This is a genomic window from Amycolatopsis sp. NPDC059657 (assembly GCF_042734395.1).
In the GTDB taxonomy this organism is placed as follows: domain Bacteria; phylum Actinomycetota; class Actinomycetes; order Mycobacteriales; family Pseudonocardiaceae; genus Amycolatopsis.
Genome location: NZ_JBHWEB010000066.1, coordinates 39,175 through 55,222 on the forward strand (window position 1 = coordinate 39,175; position 16,048 = coordinate 55,222).

13 protein-coding genes are annotated in these 16,048 nt (G+C 69.6%); 2 read left to right on the top strand and 11 right to left on the bottom strand.

Annotation, left to right across the window (positions count from 1 at the left end; all coding sequences use genetic code 11):
* Positions 1–63: 63 nt before the first annotated feature.
* Both ACFV15_RS30215 and ACFV15_RS30220 read right to left on the bottom strand, forming a co-directional pair.
* Positions 64–345: a hypothetical protein gene (locus tag ACFV15_RS30215; protein WP_378354449.1), complete on the bottom strand. Its 282-nt coding sequence runs from the start codon at positions 343–345 to the stop codon at positions 64–66.
* Positions 346–438: 93 nt separating this feature from the next.
* On the bottom strand, positions 439–843 hold the full coding sequence (locus ACFV15_RS30220; protein ID WP_378354451.1) for an SsgA family sporulation/cell division regulator: 405 nt from the start codon (positions 841–843) through the stop codon (positions 439–441).
* A 433-nt stretch (positions 844–1,276) separates the two neighbouring features.
* Between ACFV15_RS30220 and ACFV15_RS30225 the strand changes: the two genes are divergently transcribed.
* A complete protein-coding gene (locus ACFV15_RS30225) occupies positions 1,277–2,173 on the top strand; it encodes an acyl-CoA desaturase (RefSeq protein WP_378354452.1) in 897 nt (298 codons plus the stop codon).
* 12 nt (positions 2,174–2,185) lie between these two features.
* On the opposite strand, the gene ACFV15_RS30230 is transcribed toward ACFV15_RS30225, so the two are convergent.
* The 9 genes from ACFV15_RS30230 to ACFV15_RS30270 all read right to left on the bottom strand — a co-directional run bounded on the left by ACFV15_RS30230 (position 2,186) and on the right by ACFV15_RS30270 (position 15,026).
* On the bottom strand, positions 2,186–3,895 hold the full coding sequence (locus ACFV15_RS30230) for a glycoside hydrolase family 9 protein (RefSeq protein WP_378354453.1): 1,710 nt from the start codon (positions 3,893–3,895) through the stop codon (positions 2,186–2,188).
* Between the two features lie 43 nt (positions 3,896–3,938).
* The gene (locus ACFV15_RS30235) at positions 3,939–5,174 is read right to left on the bottom strand and encodes a sensor histidine kinase (RefSeq protein ID WP_378354454.1); all 1,236 of its coding nucleotides are present in this window, start codon (positions 5,172–5,174) and stop codon (positions 3,939–3,941) included.
* Positions 5,171–5,836 carry a response regulator transcription factor gene (locus tag ACFV15_RS30240; RefSeq protein ID WP_378354456.1) on the bottom strand — a complete coding sequence of 222 codons (666 nt, stop codon included), beginning with the start codon at positions 5,834–5,836 and terminating at the stop codon, positions 5,171–5,173. Before ACFV15_RS30240 ends, ACFV15_RS30235 begins: the two co-directional genes overlap by 4 nt.
* 363 nt (positions 5,837–6,199) lie before the next feature.
* Positions 6,200–11,125, bottom strand: coding sequence for an RHS repeat-associated core domain-containing protein (locus tag ACFV15_RS30245; RefSeq protein ID WP_378354458.1), 4,926 nt, complete (start codon positions 11,123–11,125; stop codon positions 6,200–6,202).
* 22 nt (positions 11,126–11,147) lie between these two features.
* A complete protein-coding gene (locus ACFV15_RS30250) occupies positions 11,148–11,678 on the bottom strand; it encodes a YbaB/EbfC family nucleoid-associated protein (RefSeq protein ID WP_378354460.1) in 531 nt (176 codons plus the stop codon).
* Between the two features lie 8 nt (positions 11,679–11,686).
* Positions 11,687–12,010, bottom strand: a complete 324-nt coding sequence (locus ACFV15_RS30255; RefSeq protein WP_378354462.1) for a type VII secretion target — start codon at positions 12,008–12,010, stop codon at positions 11,687–11,689.
* Between the two features lie 3 nt (positions 12,011–12,013).
* Positions 12,014–13,810 (bottom strand): hypothetical protein, encoded by a 1,797-nt coding sequence (locus tag ACFV15_RS30260; protein ID WP_378354464.1) that lies wholly within the window; start codon positions 13,808–13,810, stop codon positions 12,014–12,016.
* 11 nt (positions 13,811–13,821) lie between these two features.
* Positions 13,822–14,211, bottom strand: a complete 390-nt coding sequence (locus tag ACFV15_RS30265) for a hypothetical protein (RefSeq protein ID WP_378354465.1) — start codon at positions 14,209–14,211, stop codon at positions 13,822–13,824.
* Between the two features lie 14 nt (positions 14,212–14,225).
* Positions 14,226–15,026 (bottom strand): ESX secretion-associated protein EspG, encoded by an 801-nt coding sequence (locus tag ACFV15_RS30270; RefSeq protein WP_378354467.1) that lies wholly within the window; start codon positions 15,024–15,026, stop codon positions 14,226–14,228.
* A 344-nt stretch (positions 15,027–15,370) separates the two neighbouring features.
* Between ACFV15_RS30270 and ACFV15_RS30275 the strand changes: the two genes are divergently transcribed.
* Positions 15,371–15,931, top strand: coding sequence for a carboxymuconolactone decarboxylase family protein (locus tag ACFV15_RS30275; RefSeq protein ID WP_378354469.1), 561 nt, complete (start codon positions 15,371–15,373; stop codon positions 15,929–15,931).
* Positions 15,932–16,048 lie beyond the last annotated feature (117 nt).

Sequence of the window (16,048 nt, forward strand, 5' to 3'; positions counted from 1 at the left end):
CAGGAGCCGTCCCGGTGACCCGGGAAATATGCCCGGTCTGGCCGGGATTGTCGCCCGCGTGACTCAGGAGGCGTAGCGGAAGCGGACTTCGGCGCCATACCAAGCGCCTTCGTCACCCGATCGGGCAGGCTGATAGTGCCAAGCCGGGTGATTGGAGCTGGCGAGCGCGGGGCGGCATCGGCACGGGGTGGTGCACCACCAGCCGGGATGGATCACCCTGATCCGCACCACACCGGGCTGGCGGCCGTGGATCGCGGCCGTCGCCCTGGTCACGATCTCTTCGAGGCTGGCGCCGTGCACCAGCAGCTGACCGTGCGCCTCCAGGTGACTGGAGACCCATTCCACGGGTTCGAGAGTGGCGGCCGATTCTTTCATGGCACTGGGACGCGCCAGTCGGTCAGCCGTGACGCCGGTCACTCAAGAATCCACAATGGATTCTCAGACGAGCTTGCTCATCTCGAGGTCGAAGTCGAAACAGGTCTGCTCCTCGCCGGGCGCGACCACCTCGTACGTGCGGTTGACGAACGCCGCCAGCTGATCGGCGGGCGCCTCGAGCACCGCCGAGCCGCCGGGGGTGTTCAGCTCGACCAGCACGAGCGCGGGGTGCGTCGCGGGCCGGACGATCACGTCGCCCTCGCCGGCGGGCGCGAGCAGGCCGTCGGCGAGCAGGTCGCGCCCGAACATCCACTGCACGGTGCCGCGCCCGGTGTGGAAGCCGATGAAGACCGCGTACGGATCGGCGGGGTCGTAGCGCAGGTCGGCCTGGACCGGTCGTGGCCTGGCGCCGAAGGTACGGAACCCGAAGGTGATCGTCGCTTCGACCAGGTCGCGCATGTTCTCCATATCCATCCCCCAGCTAGGTAAGTCGGTGAGATCCCCCTCGTGGATTTATAACACGCGGTGACGGTCGCCGAATCTTCGGAAATCGTCATTCACACGAAGGGCTGAGCCTGACGGTGTCATAGGGCACAAAACGTGAGAATTCAAGATCAAAAACGTGAAGGCGCCTGGGCGGCGATTCACGTCCCGCACAACGATTCCGGGAGACTTCACCCGAATGCGACTCGCGGTGTCCGCAGGGGACCGTGGGCGTCACGGGGAACTTTTGCGAGGTCTGGCCCGTTGTAGGGAGTAGTCGACGTTCAGGGCTGTGCAGTGTCCACGTCGCGTGCCCGCCCGGACTGAGCGCGGACGCCCCCTCCTTTTCACCGCACCCCGCAAGAGAGAATTCACTTTGCCCTCAGTCGCAGCACCTCCCAGAACCGGCACACAGCCGATGCTCGCCGGCGAGAAATCCGGCACCGAAAACTTCCTCGTCAAGCTGTTCGCCGTCGTGCCACTGCTGGCACTGGCCGCCGCGGTGCCCTTCGCGTGGGGATGGGGCCTCGGCTGGACGGATCTCGGCCTGGCGCTGGGGTTCTACTTCCTCACCGGGCTCGGCGTGACCGTCGGCTTCCACCGCTACTTCACCCACGGCTCGTTCAAGGCCAGCCGCGGCCTGCGAATCGCGCTCGCGGTCACGGGCAGCATGGCCATGCAGGGCCCGGTCATCGGCTGGGTCGCCGACCACCGCCGCCACCACGCCTTCTCCGACCGTGACGGCGACCCGCACTCCCCCTGGTTGTTCGGCACCTCACCCGCGGCGCTGGCCAAGGGTTTCTGGCACGCGCACATGGGCTGGATGTTCGACAAGCGGAAGACGAACGCCCACCGCTTCGCCCCCGACCTGCTGGCCGATCGCGACATCGTCAAGATCGACGGCTGGTTCCCGGCGCTGACCGTGGTGACCCTGCTCGCCCCCGCACTGCTCGGCGGCCTGATCACGATGTCGTGGTGGGGCGCGCTGACCGCGTTCTTCTGGGCAGGGCTGGTCCGCGTCGCGCTGCTGCACCACGTCACCTGGTCGGTCAACTCGCTGTGCCACATGATCGGCGACCGCCCGTTCGAGGCACGGGACAAGTCGGCGAACTTCTGGCCGCTGGCACTGGCTTCGATGGGCGAGTCATGGCACAACTCCCACCACGCCGATCCCACCGGTGCCAGGCACGGCGTGCGCCGGGGCCAGGTGGACATCTCGGCCCGGGTGATCTGGGTCTTCGAGAAGCTCGGGTGGGCCACCGATGTGCGCTGGCCCAGGGCCGAGCGGCTGGCACGGAAGCTCAAGACCGCCTAGTTCCCGTGCGGCTCACGCCACCGCGAAGTACAGCAGCGCGGTGGCGGTGAAGTCGTCGGCGGGCTCCACGCTCTGCCAGGCGCCGACGTCGTCGAGATAGCGCGCGCCCTGGCCGTCGAAGCGGGTGAAATCCGGGACCGCGCAGGGGCGCATCGTCGGGAAACGGTTGAGTTCGGCGAACTTCTCCGCCGCGTTCGGGCCGTTCACCGCGGCGCCGGTGAGCACCTGGCCGGTCAGGTTGGCGTACTGGTGTTCCGGGCATTTCGGGAAGACCTTTCCGGCGCCGATGACGAACGAGGAACCCCACGCGTTGGCGCCGAGCACCCAGTTCCGTTGCCGGGTGGCGAAAGCACTGTAGGCGTCCGAGCCGGTGGCGCGCTGATAGAGGCGCGCGGTCGTGGCGAGGCCGAAGGTGTGCGGCACCGAGTCGAACTCCGTGTAGCTCGCGCCCGCCTGGAACGGGTCCTTTCCGGCGCGGGCCTGGCCTTCGCCGAGCTGGCGGACGAGGTCGCGGACCAGGCTCACTTCCGGTTTGAGGCGGTTCAGGTCCGCGTGGGCGAGTGCGCTGACGTCACCGACGCCGAGCGTGCCCTTGGTGTCGGACTCCATATACAAGGACGCCCAGCGCGCCGCGTCGGCGATCCAGCCGTCGGTGCGCGGGTCGCCGAGTGCCTTGCCTGCCAAGGCGAGTTCCGCCGCCGCGAACTCCATGTCGTCCTGCCAGGAATTCTCGGGATAGAACGCGGGCGGGAAGGCCGTGACCAGCTCGCGGGGTGAGCGATCGGCCTGCTCGTACAGCTTGGCGGCCTTGTCCAGCTTGCGGCGGGCGGAATCGCCGGTGTCCAGCTGCGCGGCGAGCGCGAAGGCGGCCGTCACCTTGCCTGCCAGGTTCGGGCTGATCGGCGCGCCCGGGTCGGCGGCACGGAAGACCGGCCGGACGATGTCGTCCTGTTCGGGGAGCCGCCAGACGTCGTGGTCCGAGCGCACGGACTCGTTGCCGGCGCCGATGCCGACCTGCGCGTAGAGCGTGCGCGACTGGTCGTCCCACATCCGGTCGAGCCAGTCCATCCCGTACGCGGTCTCGGCCGCCAGTTCGGGCCCGCCGCGCGACTCCCGTTGGGCCAGCAGCAAAGCCGAGACCGAGTAGGCCGCCGTGTGGGTGAACTTGAGGAAGTCGCCCGCGTCGAACCAGCCACCGGACACGTTCACCGGGCCGCCATCGGGCACCAGCCGCTCGTCGAGCAGCTCGGTGCCCGCTTCGTCGTAGCGGGGCGTCTTGTACACCGTGGCCGTGCGCTCTTCGGGATGCGCGCGGTCGCGTTGCGTCCGGAAGAACCGGGTGTTCGACGTGACGAGCGGGCCGAAGAGCGCGTTGTCCACGGTGAACACCGGGGACGGCGGGGCGCCTGCCGTCTTGATCCGGTAGCTACCGGCGGCCTTCACGGCGGAGAAGTCCAGCACCCGCACCGAGCGGAACTCGGTGTTCCACGCTCCCCTGCTCGGACCGGCGATGCCGCTGAACACGGTGCGGCCGGAGCCGTCGACGACCTGGAAGCGGACGTCGCCGATGTCGCGGGAGCTCATCAGGTAGGCATGTTTGCTCTCGCCGGGCGCGTAGCCGACCTGGTCGACCCTGACGAAACCGGGCGCGGCCGTGGGCTTGGCGACGGCGGTACAGGCGGACGCGAGCACCGCGACGGCCACGATCACGGAAAGGTGCATGCGAAGCAAGGTCGCAAGGGTTCGATGAGAAGGCGATGAGACGTCAGCCCTCGGTGACCGGCACCACCAGTTCGGCGACCATGCCGTCGCCGTCGGCGTCGAGCAGCCGCGCGGAACCGCCGTGCAGATCGGCCACCCAGCGGACGATCGCCAGCCCGATCCCGGTGCCACCGCCCGCGCCGGTGACCGAGCGCTCGAACAGCCGCTCGCGATCCTCCGGCGGCACACCGGGCCCGTGGTCGCGCACGCTGATCCGGCCGTCGGCCACGACGACCTCGACCGGGGTCCCGCCGCCGTGCGCCACGGCGTTGGCCAGCAGGTTACGGACGGCCTGTGCGAGCAGATCGGGGTCGCCGCGCACCACGCATTCGCTGGCGGTGACCGAGATTTCGACGTCCTCGTCCGTCCAGTCGCCGACGATCTGCTCGACGAGCAGGTCCAGCCGCAACGGTTCCCGCTCGAGCTCCTGGGTGCCCGCTTCGAGCCGGGCCCTGGCCAGCAAACCGGCGACTACCCTGCCCATCTCCTCGGTCAGCCGCGCCGATCTGCGCAGTGCCTCGTCGCGCTGGTCCGGATCGCGGATGCCGCCGTCGACCGTGAGCCGCAGTGTCGCCAGCGGGGTGCGGAGTTCGTGCGCGGCCTCGGCGAGGAACTGCTCCTGCCTGCCGAGCACTTCGGCGGCGGGGCGCATGCTCCGGCCGGACAGCAGGTGCCCGGCGGCCGCGGCGAGCAGCACGAGCGCGAGGCAGCCGAGCCCGAGCCAGCGCACCACGGCGTCGTGTTCCGCCTCGGTTCCGGCGGGATCGCCCGCCGCGACGACCACCGCGGTGATCCGGTCGCCGTTCCACACCGGCGCGGCCGCCAGGCGCAGCGGGCGGCCGTCGCTGGCGTTCGCCTCCCGCAGCGCGGTTTCCTGGGTGTGCCTGGCCTCGTCCGCGACCGCGCGCAGGCCGTCCGGCGCGGGCAGCCAGGTGTTGCGGACGTCGCCGAAGCGCGGGACGGGGTCACCGGATTCCGTCCACTCCAGCACGTAGACGCCGGTCTCGTTGGCCGCGAGCACGTCGTCGCGCAGCGGTTCGAGGTGCAGGACACCGAGGTCGTAGTAGACCGCGCGGGACAACGCGGTCGCCGCCCTGTCCACCTCGCTGTCCAAAGTGGAGTACCGGGAGTCCGCGTCCATCTGCGCCGCCACGGCCGCGAGCAGCACCAGGCAGACCGCGGTCGCCAGCGTGTAGAGCAGGGTGAGCCGCAGGCGCAGGCGGCGGAGCCCGGCCGTCACGCGGCGGTTTCGACGATGTAGCCCGCGCCGCGGACGGTGCCGATGATGATCGGCGGGCCGAGCTTGCGGCGCAGCTGCGCGATCACCGCGTCGACCACATTGGACATCGGATCGGTCAGCTCGTCCCAGCAGTGCTCGATGAGGTCGGTGCGCGACACCACCTGCCCCGCCCTGACCACGAGCAGCTCCAGTACCGCGAACTCCTTGGCGCCCAAGGAAAGCAGGATCCCGCCGCGCCGGACCCGCTTGCGCGAGGTGTCCACCTCGAGGTCGCCGACGCGCACCACGGCCTGCCTCGGATGCTCGGCACGACGGCACAGCGCGCCGACCCGCGCGGACAGCTCGGCGAAGGCGAACGGCTTGACCAGGTAGTCGTCGGCGCCTTCGGCGAAGCCCGCCACCTTGTCGCCGACGGCGTCCAGCGCGGTCAGCATCAGCGCGGGCACCCGCACACCGGCCTCGCGCTGCGCGCGCAGCAGCTGGAGGCCGTCGCCGTCGGGCAGTATCCGGTCGAGCACCAGGCAGTCGTAGCCGTTCACGGCCAGCTTGAGGTCGGCGTCGGCCAGCGTTTCGGCGAGATCGACGGCGTAACCGACCGCGCGGAGCCCGCCTGCCACCTCGGCGCCGAGCTCACGATCGTCCTCAACCACCAATACCCGCATGTTTTCGACTCTAATCGGTCGTGAGCGTTGCGGGCGGTTATTGAGGGGAAGGGCAAAGGTGGCGCGCTCCGGGCAGGCCGGCGGGGTCTTCGCTTCGAGAGGCTTGGGTCGTGAGTGTTTAGACCGGTTAGAACCGGCCATACCACTCACGACCGCTTGCCAGAGCCTCATCGCGAAGCGAGGGTGCCCCCGAATGCGTACTACGCACCCAACGGCCCCCTCACTTCACACCCGCCGAAAGCTTGAATACGCCTCGCCGGACGTAGTGGGAGAAGCCCTCACCGGCCACCCCAGAGCACGCCACCTTTGGCTTCCCGCCCAATAGAACCGTCGGCAACACTCACGACCGCCCTTTGCGCAACGCTAGGTGAGGCTCATCGGGGATCCCGGCGGGCTCGGGATGTCGGTCATCTTGCCGGTCAGTGTGTCCAGCTTCTGGCCGTTGGGCGGGAACTCGTGCAGGAAGCCGGGTTTGTAGCGGAAGTCCAGGTACTTCTGCACGTCGGGGGTGACGCCCTCCCAGCCGGCCTTGAGCTCCAGATGATCGCGGATGGACCGTTCGAACTCGTTGGGCGAGTTGGGGAACTTGAGGCCGCCAGGGCCGGTGCTCGCGTCCACCGAGTAGTTCAGCTTCAGGTCCTTGAGATCTTGGCGGACCTTGTCGAACTGGGACGGGTCGATGCCCGCCTTCCCCAGCGCGGAGTCCTTGGGCACTTCCGACTTGATCAGCCGGAGGTCGTCGTTGCCCTTCTTCACGTACTCCTCGAAGCCCTTCGACATGTTCTTGTTGGCGTCCTGGGTCAGCGGCGTCATGTTGTCCTTCGTGCCAGGACCGTCGAGGTTGTCGTTCTGCAGGTGACCCTTGATCCATTGCGCAGGCCCACCGGGCTTGCTCTCGGTGTAGCCGTTGACGTCCTTGAGCGCGTCCTTCAGCTCGGGGCTGTAGTCCTTGTGCGGCGTCGCCCGCAGATCTTCCACGTCGGTGAGGTGGCCCTTCTTCGGGGACCAGTCGGCGTTGCGGCCGATCGGCGAACCGTCCAGCGTCTGCTTGCCGGACGTCGTGCCGCCGCCCTGGGACTCGTACCGGCCGCTGTCCGGGTCCTTCGGGCCCTTCGGCACCTTCGGGTTGCTGGACGACGTGCCGCCGGACGACGAACCCTTCTGCGGGTTGGTCTTCGGGTACGGCTGGAACTGGTTGCCCGGGTTCTTGGGCTTCTTCGCGCACTTGCCGGTGGCAGCCTGTGCCGCGGCGACGGCCGTCGGGTTGGGTCCGGCCGCGGCTGCGGCCGCCGCCTGTGCCGCCTTCTTCGCGGCGTCGGCCTGCTGCTGCGCGTACTTCGCGGCGAGCCGGTCGGAGCCGGAACCGCCCGAGGTGAGGCCGAGCGGGTCGCACGCGATCAGCGGGTCGGCGACGTAGGTGAGCGGGTTCGGCGCCGGGTCGAGGCCGAGCGGGTCCGGCGAGAGGTACCTGGCGTTGAGCGGGTCGTAGTAGCGGAACACGTTGTAGTGCAACCCGGTCTCGGCGTCGAAGTACTGGCCGGGGAACCGGAGCGGGGTGACGGCGCCGTCGCCGGTCAGTCCCCACAGGCTGGTGCGCACCGGGCTGACCACGCCGGTGTCGGCGGCGATCAGCTCGACCGGCGTGCCGACGTCGTCGGTGACCACCACGGAAACCCGGGTCGTGCCGTCCGGCGAAGTGATCGCCTGCGCGACCGGCTTGCCGTCGTCGGGGTGGTACACCCAGGTGAAAGTGGCACCCGTGCTGTGCGACGCCTCGATCAGCGCGTTGCCGTCCCACGCGAACTCGACCTGCTCGGCGATCCCGCCGTCCGGGTCCAGCCGCTGCTTGGCGACACGCCGGTCCAGCGCGTCGTAGCGGTAACGCCACCGCGTGCCGTCCGGGGCGCGCACGCCGGTGAGGTGGTCCTGCACGTCCCAGCTGAACGTCCACACCAGATCGCCGACGGTCCGCTGGATCAGCCTGCCCTGCGCGTCGGTCACGTAGTGCGCCAGTCCCGGCGAGGCCGAGATCAGGTTGCCGGTCACGTCGTAGGCGTAGCGCTCGGTGCCGCCGCGCGTGTGCACCGCGGTGATCCGGCCGACCGGATCGAACTCGTACCTCGCGCCGCCGCCCGGGTCCTCACGGGTCGCGACGCTGCCGTCGGGACGGCGGTGATAACGCCGGGGTCCGGCCGGGGTGTACTGCGCGGCAAGCCTGCCCGCGGCGTCGAACTCCTGCCGCACCAACGGGTTCGGGCCATTGGTGACCGCGATCTGGCGGCCTGCCGCGTCGCGGTGCAGCGTGAGCGCGGTGCCCGCGACCGTCAGGTTGTCGACCCCGTCACCGGTCCGTCCCCATCGGACGTCCACACCGGACGGTGACCGGCGGACGGTGCCGGTGTCGCCGGTGTAGCCGAACGCCGTGGCGCGCCCGCCGATGGTGGTGCGCACGACGCGGCCGTCGAGGTCGTGTTCCAGCTCGAGTTCCGTGTGCTGGCTGGTCGCGCGCACGAGCCTGCCGACCGGATCGTGCCGGTACGTCTCGGTTCCCGCCGCGCTGATCCGCTCACGGATGTTGCCCAGCCGGTCGTACCGGAACTCGACCCGCTCGCCCGCCGCGTTCACCAGCTGCACCAGCTGCCCTGCGGCGTCGTAGGCGCAGCGGGTGACGCGGCCTTCGAAGTCGGACTGGCTGAGCAGCCTGCCTTCGGCGTCGTAGCCGAACTCCCACGTCTGCCCTGCCGGGTTGGTCACGGCGAGCAGCCGCAACTCGGTGTCGAAGCGCCGCGTGGTGCGGGCGCCGACCGGGTCGGTCGTCGCGGTGAGCACGCCGAACGGGCCGTGCTCGGCGACGGCGACCCGGTTCAGCGCGTCGGTGTGGGAGAGCTCGCCACCCTCACCGTCGTAGGTCCACTGCTGGCGGGCGCCGTCGGCGCCGACCGTGGCGCGCAGCTTGCCTTCCACGGTCCACGCGAACGTGACCTGTCCCGCGGCGCGCCGCAGGACACGCGGGCGGCCGAGTACGTCGAAGTCCACATCCGCTTCGTCGCCCTCGGGCGCGGGCACCTCGTCGATGTCCCCGAACACGCCGAGCGGCTGGGTGTACGGATCGTGCGAAGCCGGGTAGGCGCGCGTGTACACGCGTTCGCCGTCGCTCACCTCGATCTCGAGGCCGTTCTCCGTCCACGCGGTGATCACCACGCGGCTGCCGTCCGGGCGGATCACCGCGAGAAGGTTCCCGGCCTCGTCGTGCTCGAACTCCGAGCGCCTGCCCAGCTGATCGGTGCGGGCCGCCAAGAGATCGTGCGGGCCCCATTCGCTGCGGGTGACGCCACCCAGTTTGTCGGTTTCGGACACCACGTTGCCCGCGGCGTCGAACTCGAAGATCTTCTGGTGCCCCAGCGAGTCCGTGGTGATCGTGCGGCCGTCGGCATAGCTCAGCGAGCCGTCGAGATAACCGCCGTCGCCGACGGTCCGCACACAGCGGCCCGACTCGTCGTAGACATAGCGGTACCAGGTGCCGTTGTGGTCGGTCCAGCCGCGGATCCGGCCTTCGGCGTCGTGGTCGTAGCGCGCGGGCCGCGGCGTCGAGTTGGCGCGCTGCGCGAGATGCCCGTTCTGGTCGTACTCGTACCGGGCGATCGGCACATCGCCGCCCGGCGCGAGCGCGCGGACGGACCGCACGCGCCCGGCCGAGGTCTCGAAGGCGATCTGAGCGCCGCCGGAGTGCGAGAGCAGGGTGGGCGCGCCGTCGGGAGCGCGGTCGAGCACGACGAATTCGCCGTCACCGGCACGGACGTCCCGCAGCAGGAACTCATCCTGGGTGACACGGGCGAACCGGCGGATCAGGCCGCGGCCCGGATCGGTGATCAGGTAGCCGTCGTCGTCGGCCTCCAGCTTGCGTGGCGGCCCGTAGACGGCCGTGGACCCCTTGCCCGGCAACGGAATCGGGAATTCCAGCACCATCGCGTCTGCCGAGTAGTAGCGCACCGCGCCCGCGTCGAAGACCAGCCGTTCGTCCACAAGGGACGTCCATGATGGACCGAACCAGCGCCCGTCCCGATAGGACGAAACGTGCTCACGGGCGAGCAGCGCGCCGAGCACGCCAGGCACCGTGAGGTCGACTTCGGACAGCAGCACGTCGCCGGTCGCGACGTCGATCGGGTCGAACTCGCAGGGCTTGTTGTCCGGGTCCTTGGTCTTGGCCGGATCCTTGCCGCCCGACGGCGTGGTCGACTCGTTGCCGCCGCGGTTCAACGGTGGCGGATCCTGCTTGACCGGCGGCGGTGGCGGCGGCGGATCGGTCTTGGCGACCGGCGGCGGCGGGTCCTTCTTGACCGGCGGCGGCGGTGGCGGGTCCTTCGGCGCGCCCGACGGGCTGGTGGACTCGTCGGGGCCCTTCTGATGCGGTGGCGGTTCCTTCGGCGGCGGGCCTTTCGGCGCACCCTGCGGTCCGGTGGATCCGTCGCCGCCCTTCGGCGGGCTCTTCGGCGGTGGCGGGAGGTCACCGGTCTTCGGCGCCGGTCCCGGCTTGCCGCCCTTGATCCCCTTGAGCTTCGTGGCGACGTCGTCGAACAGGCCGGTCGCCTTCTTGAGCAGTGGCGCGAGCGCCTTGAGCGCCTGCACCAGCCGCTTGGTCAGGTTGGCGATCTTCGCGGCGGTCTTCGCCACCTCGGCGACCACCTGCGGCACCACCCAGATCAGCCCGATGCCGAAGGTGAACAGCACCTGCAGCGCCCAGCTGATCATGTGCCCGACGACCTCGGCGATGATGTCGCGCACCAGCATCCGGACCGCGGCGACGACCTCGCCCGCCGTCTTGACCCCGCTCGAAGCGCCGGAGGCCGCTTCCTTCGTGGTCTTCAGCAGTGCCACCACGTCTTCGGCCTGCTTGCGGTAGGAGTCGCCGGCCTCACCGGTCCAGGCCGTGGTGTCGGCGGCGACCATCGACTTCAGGTCGTCGCTGATGGAACCGAGCTCGGTGGCGACGTTCTTCCAGGTCTCCGAATGCGCCTTGACCGCGTCGGGGCTGCCGGCGAGCGCGTCGAGCGCCTCCTTCAGCGGGCCGACATGTTCCAGCAGCCAGCCGACGCCCGCCGCGAGGATCGTGCCGAACGGGTCGAGCACGGCGCCCAGCGCGTCGAGCGCAGCGCCGACCGCGCCCAGCGCGACACTCGCCCAGTCCCCGCTTTCGATGGCCTGCTTGAGATCGAACGCCGACTCCAGCAGCACGACACCGGAGTAGGCCTTCGTGCTGTCCGTCGGCGCGACGACCAGTGGATTGCTCACAGCTGCTTCATCCCTGCTTCGGTCACCACGGGTTGTTGTCGTCCTCTACCGGATCGGTGCCGCGCCTCGGCGGCGGACCAGCGGACGGCGGAGCCGGGGGCGCCGCCGGAGGTGCGGGCGGCGGGGCCGGCGCCGCGGCGGGCGGGACGTCGGGTTCCGGCTCGGGGAACCGGCTGCGCAGGTTGTCCAGCATCAGCGACCTGGTCTGCTGGTCCTCGTCACCGAGCTGCTCGGTCATCACCTCGGCGACCCGGTTCGCGATGTCGGCCTGCGCGCGGCGCATCGTGGTGAGGATCTGCCGGGAGAGCTCGTCCAGCGCGTACGACTTCGCCTTGTGGGTGAACTCGAGGTCACGCACCGCGCCGTCGGCGCCGACGGTCACCCTGACCGCGCCGTCGGAATTGGCCGCGGTGAGCCGGATCTGCTCGGTGCGCTCCTGAGCCGCGCGGTACCGGGCGGCCTTGTCCGCGAAGCCCTGTGCCCACTCGTCCATCTTGCGCTGCGCCTCGTCGGGGTCACGCATGAACTCGCCGAGGCCGTTCGCCGTCGTCATGGTCTTCCTTATCGCTTGAGAGTGGAGGCCTCGCGGGAGAACTTCACGAAGGCCGCCGAGTTGGTGTCGTCGCCGTCGCGGTACGCCTTCGCCGCGGCGCGGATGTTGTCCCCGACGGTGTGCACGCCCTCGACCGACGCGGAGAGCGCCTCGTGCGCCTTCTCCTCCATCGGGTTCACGATCAACGGCATGAACGCGCACAGCAGGCCGAACGCGCCGTCGTCCATCGAGGCCGTGTTCGCCGCGGCGACGACCGTCTTCAGCCGGTCGCTCAGCCCGTCGAGATGGCTGGCGTGCGCGACGAGGTCGTCAGCGACTACTTCGAAACCCATGGGTCACCGCCAATCCGTGTTCTGCCAGTCGCCGATGACCGGCGGTGCGACGATTTCTTCCGACGAGAACAGCTCTTTGTCGCCCTCGATGTACTCGGCGACGCTGTGTTCCTTGTCCTCTTCACCCTTTTTGCCGGCTCCGGCGCCACCCATGCCGCCGGGGCCGCCCGGCATCGGCTTCGCGGCACCGGGTCCGGCGCCGCCGCGCACCTGCTCGGCCTCGAATGCACGGCCCATCGGGCCGGAAGCGGTGCCTTTTCCGCCGGTCAGCGAGGATTCGGGGGACGAACCGGGTCCGAAGCCACCGATCGCGCCGCCGCGTGTGGAACCGCCGCCACCGCCGAGTTTCGGCGCGCCGCCGCCTCGGCTGCCGCTGGTCTCGTCGGGTCCGCCGAGCCTGCTGCCGATGCTGTCGCCGTTGATGCCGCCGGTCGGCCCGATGGTCGGGAGCCTGCGGGGATTCATCGGCGGTGCGCCGGTCGGCCCGGTTCCGGTCGGGAACGGCGGCGGCGTGCCCCCGACGGGGTACGGCGTGCCGCGCGGGGTGGTGGTGTCCGGGATCGGCGGGATGCCAGTGGGAGCCGGACCGCCCGTGAGCGGCGGCGGGTTCGGCTGGAACCCGGCCGTCCGGGTCCGGTCTTCGGACGTGGGCAGGTGCGGCGCGTCGGGGAACGCGGGACTGCCCGGGAATGAGGGTCCACCCGTTCGGTCCCCGAGCGGGGGTGCGCTCGGCGGGAATTGCTGAGCGGGCAGGCCTTCCCGCGACGTGCTCTGGAACGGCTCGACGGGCGTGGCCCGGGAAACGGGCGACTCGGCCTGGAACGGCTCCAGCGGTGCGGTGCGGGAAGCGGCATAGGTGTCGCCGCTGTCCGAGCCCGCCGGCTGATCCCGCAGTTGCCGCGACGGCTGGGAGGAACCGCCGCCCGCGGTGGAATTCGAGCCTGGCAGCTTGGGCGGCGGCGGGAACGCCGGTGTCACGGTGGCGGAGCCGACCGTCTCGTCGAACTGCGTCATGATGCGCGCCGCCTGCTCACGCCCGGCCTGTTGCGCCTGGTAGACCTTCAAATCCTCGTTCGAGCGCAGTGCGTATTCGACGGGATCGGTGATCTGCACGAGCCGCGCGTTGGCCTCCTGCGGCGAAAACGCGACCGGCGGGTTGGCCGCCATCTGCTTCTGCGTCTCGTTGAGCGTCTGCGAGTGGATCTGCTGCTGCCTGCCGGTCAGTGCCGCGCCCTGCGCGGTGACGCCCAGCCATTTGCCGACGCCCGCCAGGTGTTCGCGCACCGCGTCGCCGCCGGCGCCACGCCAGTCCGCCGTGCTGTCCGCGATCGCGTCGGCGAGCACGCGCTGATGGTGGGCGAGCTCGTTGCCGACCCGCACCCATTCCTCGGAGGACTCGGCGATGGTGGCCGAGTTCGCGTCCTTGAAGATCGCGTCGTTCATCTGCTCGTGCGACGCGTTTTCCCAGGCTGTGCGCGGCACGGCGGCAGAGGGACGCAGCTCCAGCCCGGCATCGAGGCCACGTCGCGCCTCGTCGAGGCGTTGCTCGTAGAGCCGCTGGATCCGGGCGTCGCGGGCCTCGGGGTCGATGACCTTGTGCGTCCAGTGCTCTTCATCGGCGATCTGCTTGTCGACGTCGGCGGTCGCCCGCTCACGAATCTCGTCGCCCGACTCGGCATCACCCACGAGCGGGCCGACGTAGTACTTGGACGAGGAGTCGGCCGTGACGTCGTAGTACGGGCTGTTCGGGTCGTAGTCCGGCGACGCCGGGTCGGATACCGCGGCCGTCCGCTCGTCCACGTTCGTCCCTTTCACTCTGTCCGCCCCGTGCGCTTGATGAGGTCGTGGTTGTCCTGCTCACGCTGCTTGTAGTTGCGCTTGGCGATCCGGATCGCCTCGACGTACGCGGGGAACTCGGCCTTCGCGTGCTGGAGTTGCGTGAGCAGGCCGCGCTCGTCGACCGCGGTGCCGACCATGCGCGAGGACACCCATTGCGCGGTGGCCGTGGTGCTCAGCCTCGGCGAGTCCTGCAGCCGCTGGATGGCGGCCCATCGGGTGGTGAGCGTCTCGATGACGCCTTCGAGCGCCTCGATCATCCGGTTCCCGGTGTTCTCGTCCACCGCGAAACTCCCGCTGACGGCCATCTTCCGCAGCTGGACGCCGCTGAGCATCCGCTGCTTCTCGGCTTTCTCTTCGCTCATCGAGCTGCTCCTTCTCAGTACACGCCTGCGATGCGCTGCCGGATCGCGGCGACGAGCTCGGCCCAGCCCGCCGGGCGGTAGTGCGCGATGAACGTCCCCGCGTCTTCTTCCACGTCGATGAGAAACCGGCCGTGCTCGGTGTCGAGCCAGGTCAACGGGGTCGCGGCACCCCGCGCGCCGGTCACCACGATCCGGCCACCGCCGAGCCTGGCGCCCGCCATGAGCTCGGACAGCGCTTCCTCGTCCGAAAGCGGGGCGCGGGCTTCGGGGACGCCGGAGCGGACGGCGCCGGTGAAGCGCACCGAGCCGAAGGCCTCGTCTTCGTCCTCCTCGAGTTCGCGCGCGGCCCGTCGCCGGGCGGTCATCGCCGAAACCCGCTGCTCGGCGCGGCGGCGCACGGTGTACGAACCGGTCGCCGCGGCGGGCATCCTCGGCAGCACACCGGCGATGACCTCGGCGAATTCCTCGTCCGTGAACAGCGCGAAGTCGAGCAAGTCGCCGTGCGCGGCCTGCGTGACACCGAGCGCCCGCGCGCCATCGGTGAAGGCGAGCACCGCGATGTCGTCGCCGAGACCGTCGATGCCGCTGACCGAAACCGAGACGTGCGGACGGCTCCACAGCCCGAAGGCGGTGCTCACTGCCGGATCGAGACGACCGCCCTCGGCGAGTCCCTCGGCCGTGAGAACGCCGTCCACCTGCCGCGCGAGCCTGGCGAAACGCTCGGGCTCAGCGGTGGTATTACGAATTCTCAGCGGGAAACTTCTGACGTCCACGCCGAACGCCCTGCCGACCACGGTCGCTTCGACGGTTCCCATGCAAAAGTCGAGTTTGCGCGCCATTCCTCTTCCTCAAAGACCTCCACCCGAGCGACACCATACACCCGAGCGGAACCGCGCCCCCGGTTACCGAATTCCGGAAACGCGAACGGTATGAGCGTTAACACAAGCCTTGACAAAAGGTCACCCCACCCTCTAGTCCGCCTGTTTTCACAGAGCGAGAAATCCGGCGGCGTGTCGCGCCGTTCCGGCGTGTCGTCCGGCTGTGCACGCGTGCCGTCCCTTCATGCACGCCTGGCGTCCCTTCGGGCACAAGTGCCGTCCAGCCATGGACAAGCGCCGTCCGCGCCGCCTTGCGCCGCCGGCGCGGCTAGAATGGGGAAATGGATTCCTTCGCACAGGGATTGCGGCTCATTCAGCGCATGGGCGGCGTCGAACGGCCCGCGGTGCTCGATCTTTTCGAAAGCCTCGGCGAGGCCGAATTCGGTGAACAATGCGTCGGCTTCATTTACGGCGATGTTTACCATCGGCCGGGCCTCGATTTACCGGATCGACAGTTGGCGACAATCGGGGCATTGACCGCACTCGGTTACGCTTCCGCCCAGTTACAATTCCACTCGACCGCGGCTTTGAACATCGGCTGCTCCGGCCGTCAGGTCGCCGAGGCCATCGAGGTGGCCGCTTCGATCGCGGGCTCAGAGACGGCTTACAGCGGAGAAGCCGAGGGCGCGGGCCTGACCGCGAAACAGCGCGAGATCGTGGCAATCGCCGCGTGCACCGCGATTGGCACAATGATCCCACGTTTACAGGATCACCTCCGCGGCTTACTCGACGCGGGCGGCACGCGAAAGGAAGCCGTCGAAGTCTTGCTGCATCTGGCTTTCTACACCGGCTTCCCCGCGGCACTCAACGCCATGGCCGCCGCACGCGAGGTCTTGGCGTGATCGCTGATCCGCATGAACGCCACTTTCACAACGTTGAGCCTGGATCCACCGGTGTTGTTGGTGAGTTGATCGTGTCGTAGACGCGCAGATGCCCTCTGACTTGGGATGATTGTTCTT

Excerpts from the sequence above, each read along its gene's own strand:
- ACFV15_RS30220 (WP_378354451.1), bottom strand. The coding sequence starts at position 843 with ATGGAGAACATGCGCGACCTGGTCGAAGCGACGATCACCTTCGGGTTC.
- ACFV15_RS30225 (WP_378354452.1), top strand. The coding sequence starts at position 1,277 with ATGCTCGCCGGCGAGAAATCCGGCACCGAAAACTTCCTCGTCAAGCTG.
- ACFV15_RS30230 (WP_378354453.1), bottom strand. The coding sequence starts at position 3,895 with ATGCACCTTTCCGTGATCGTGGCCGTCGCGGTGCTCGCGTCCGCCTGT.
- ACFV15_RS30240 (WP_378354456.1), bottom strand. The coding sequence starts at position 5,836 with ATGCGGGTATTGGTGGTTGAGGACGATCGTGAGCTCGGCGCCGAGGTG.
- ACFV15_RS30250 (WP_378354460.1), bottom strand. The coding sequence starts at position 11,678 with ATGACGACGGCGAACGGCCTCGGCGAGTTCATGCGTGACCCCGACGAG.
- ACFV15_RS30255 (WP_378354462.1), bottom strand. The coding sequence starts at position 12,010 with ATGGGTTTCGAAGTAGTCGCTGACGACCTCGTCGCGCACGCCAGCCAT.
- ACFV15_RS30265 (WP_378354465.1), bottom strand. The coding sequence starts at position 14,211 with ATGAGCGAAGAGAAAGCCGAGAAGCAGCGGATGCTCAGCGGCGTCCAG.
- ACFV15_RS30270 (WP_378354467.1), bottom strand. The coding sequence starts at position 15,026 with ATGGGAACCGTCGAAGCGACCGTGGTCGGCAGGGCGTTCGGCGTGGAC.
- ACFV15_RS30275 (WP_378354469.1), top strand. The coding sequence starts at position 15,371 with ATGGATTCCTTCGCACAGGGATTGCGGCTCATTCAGCGCATGGGCGGC.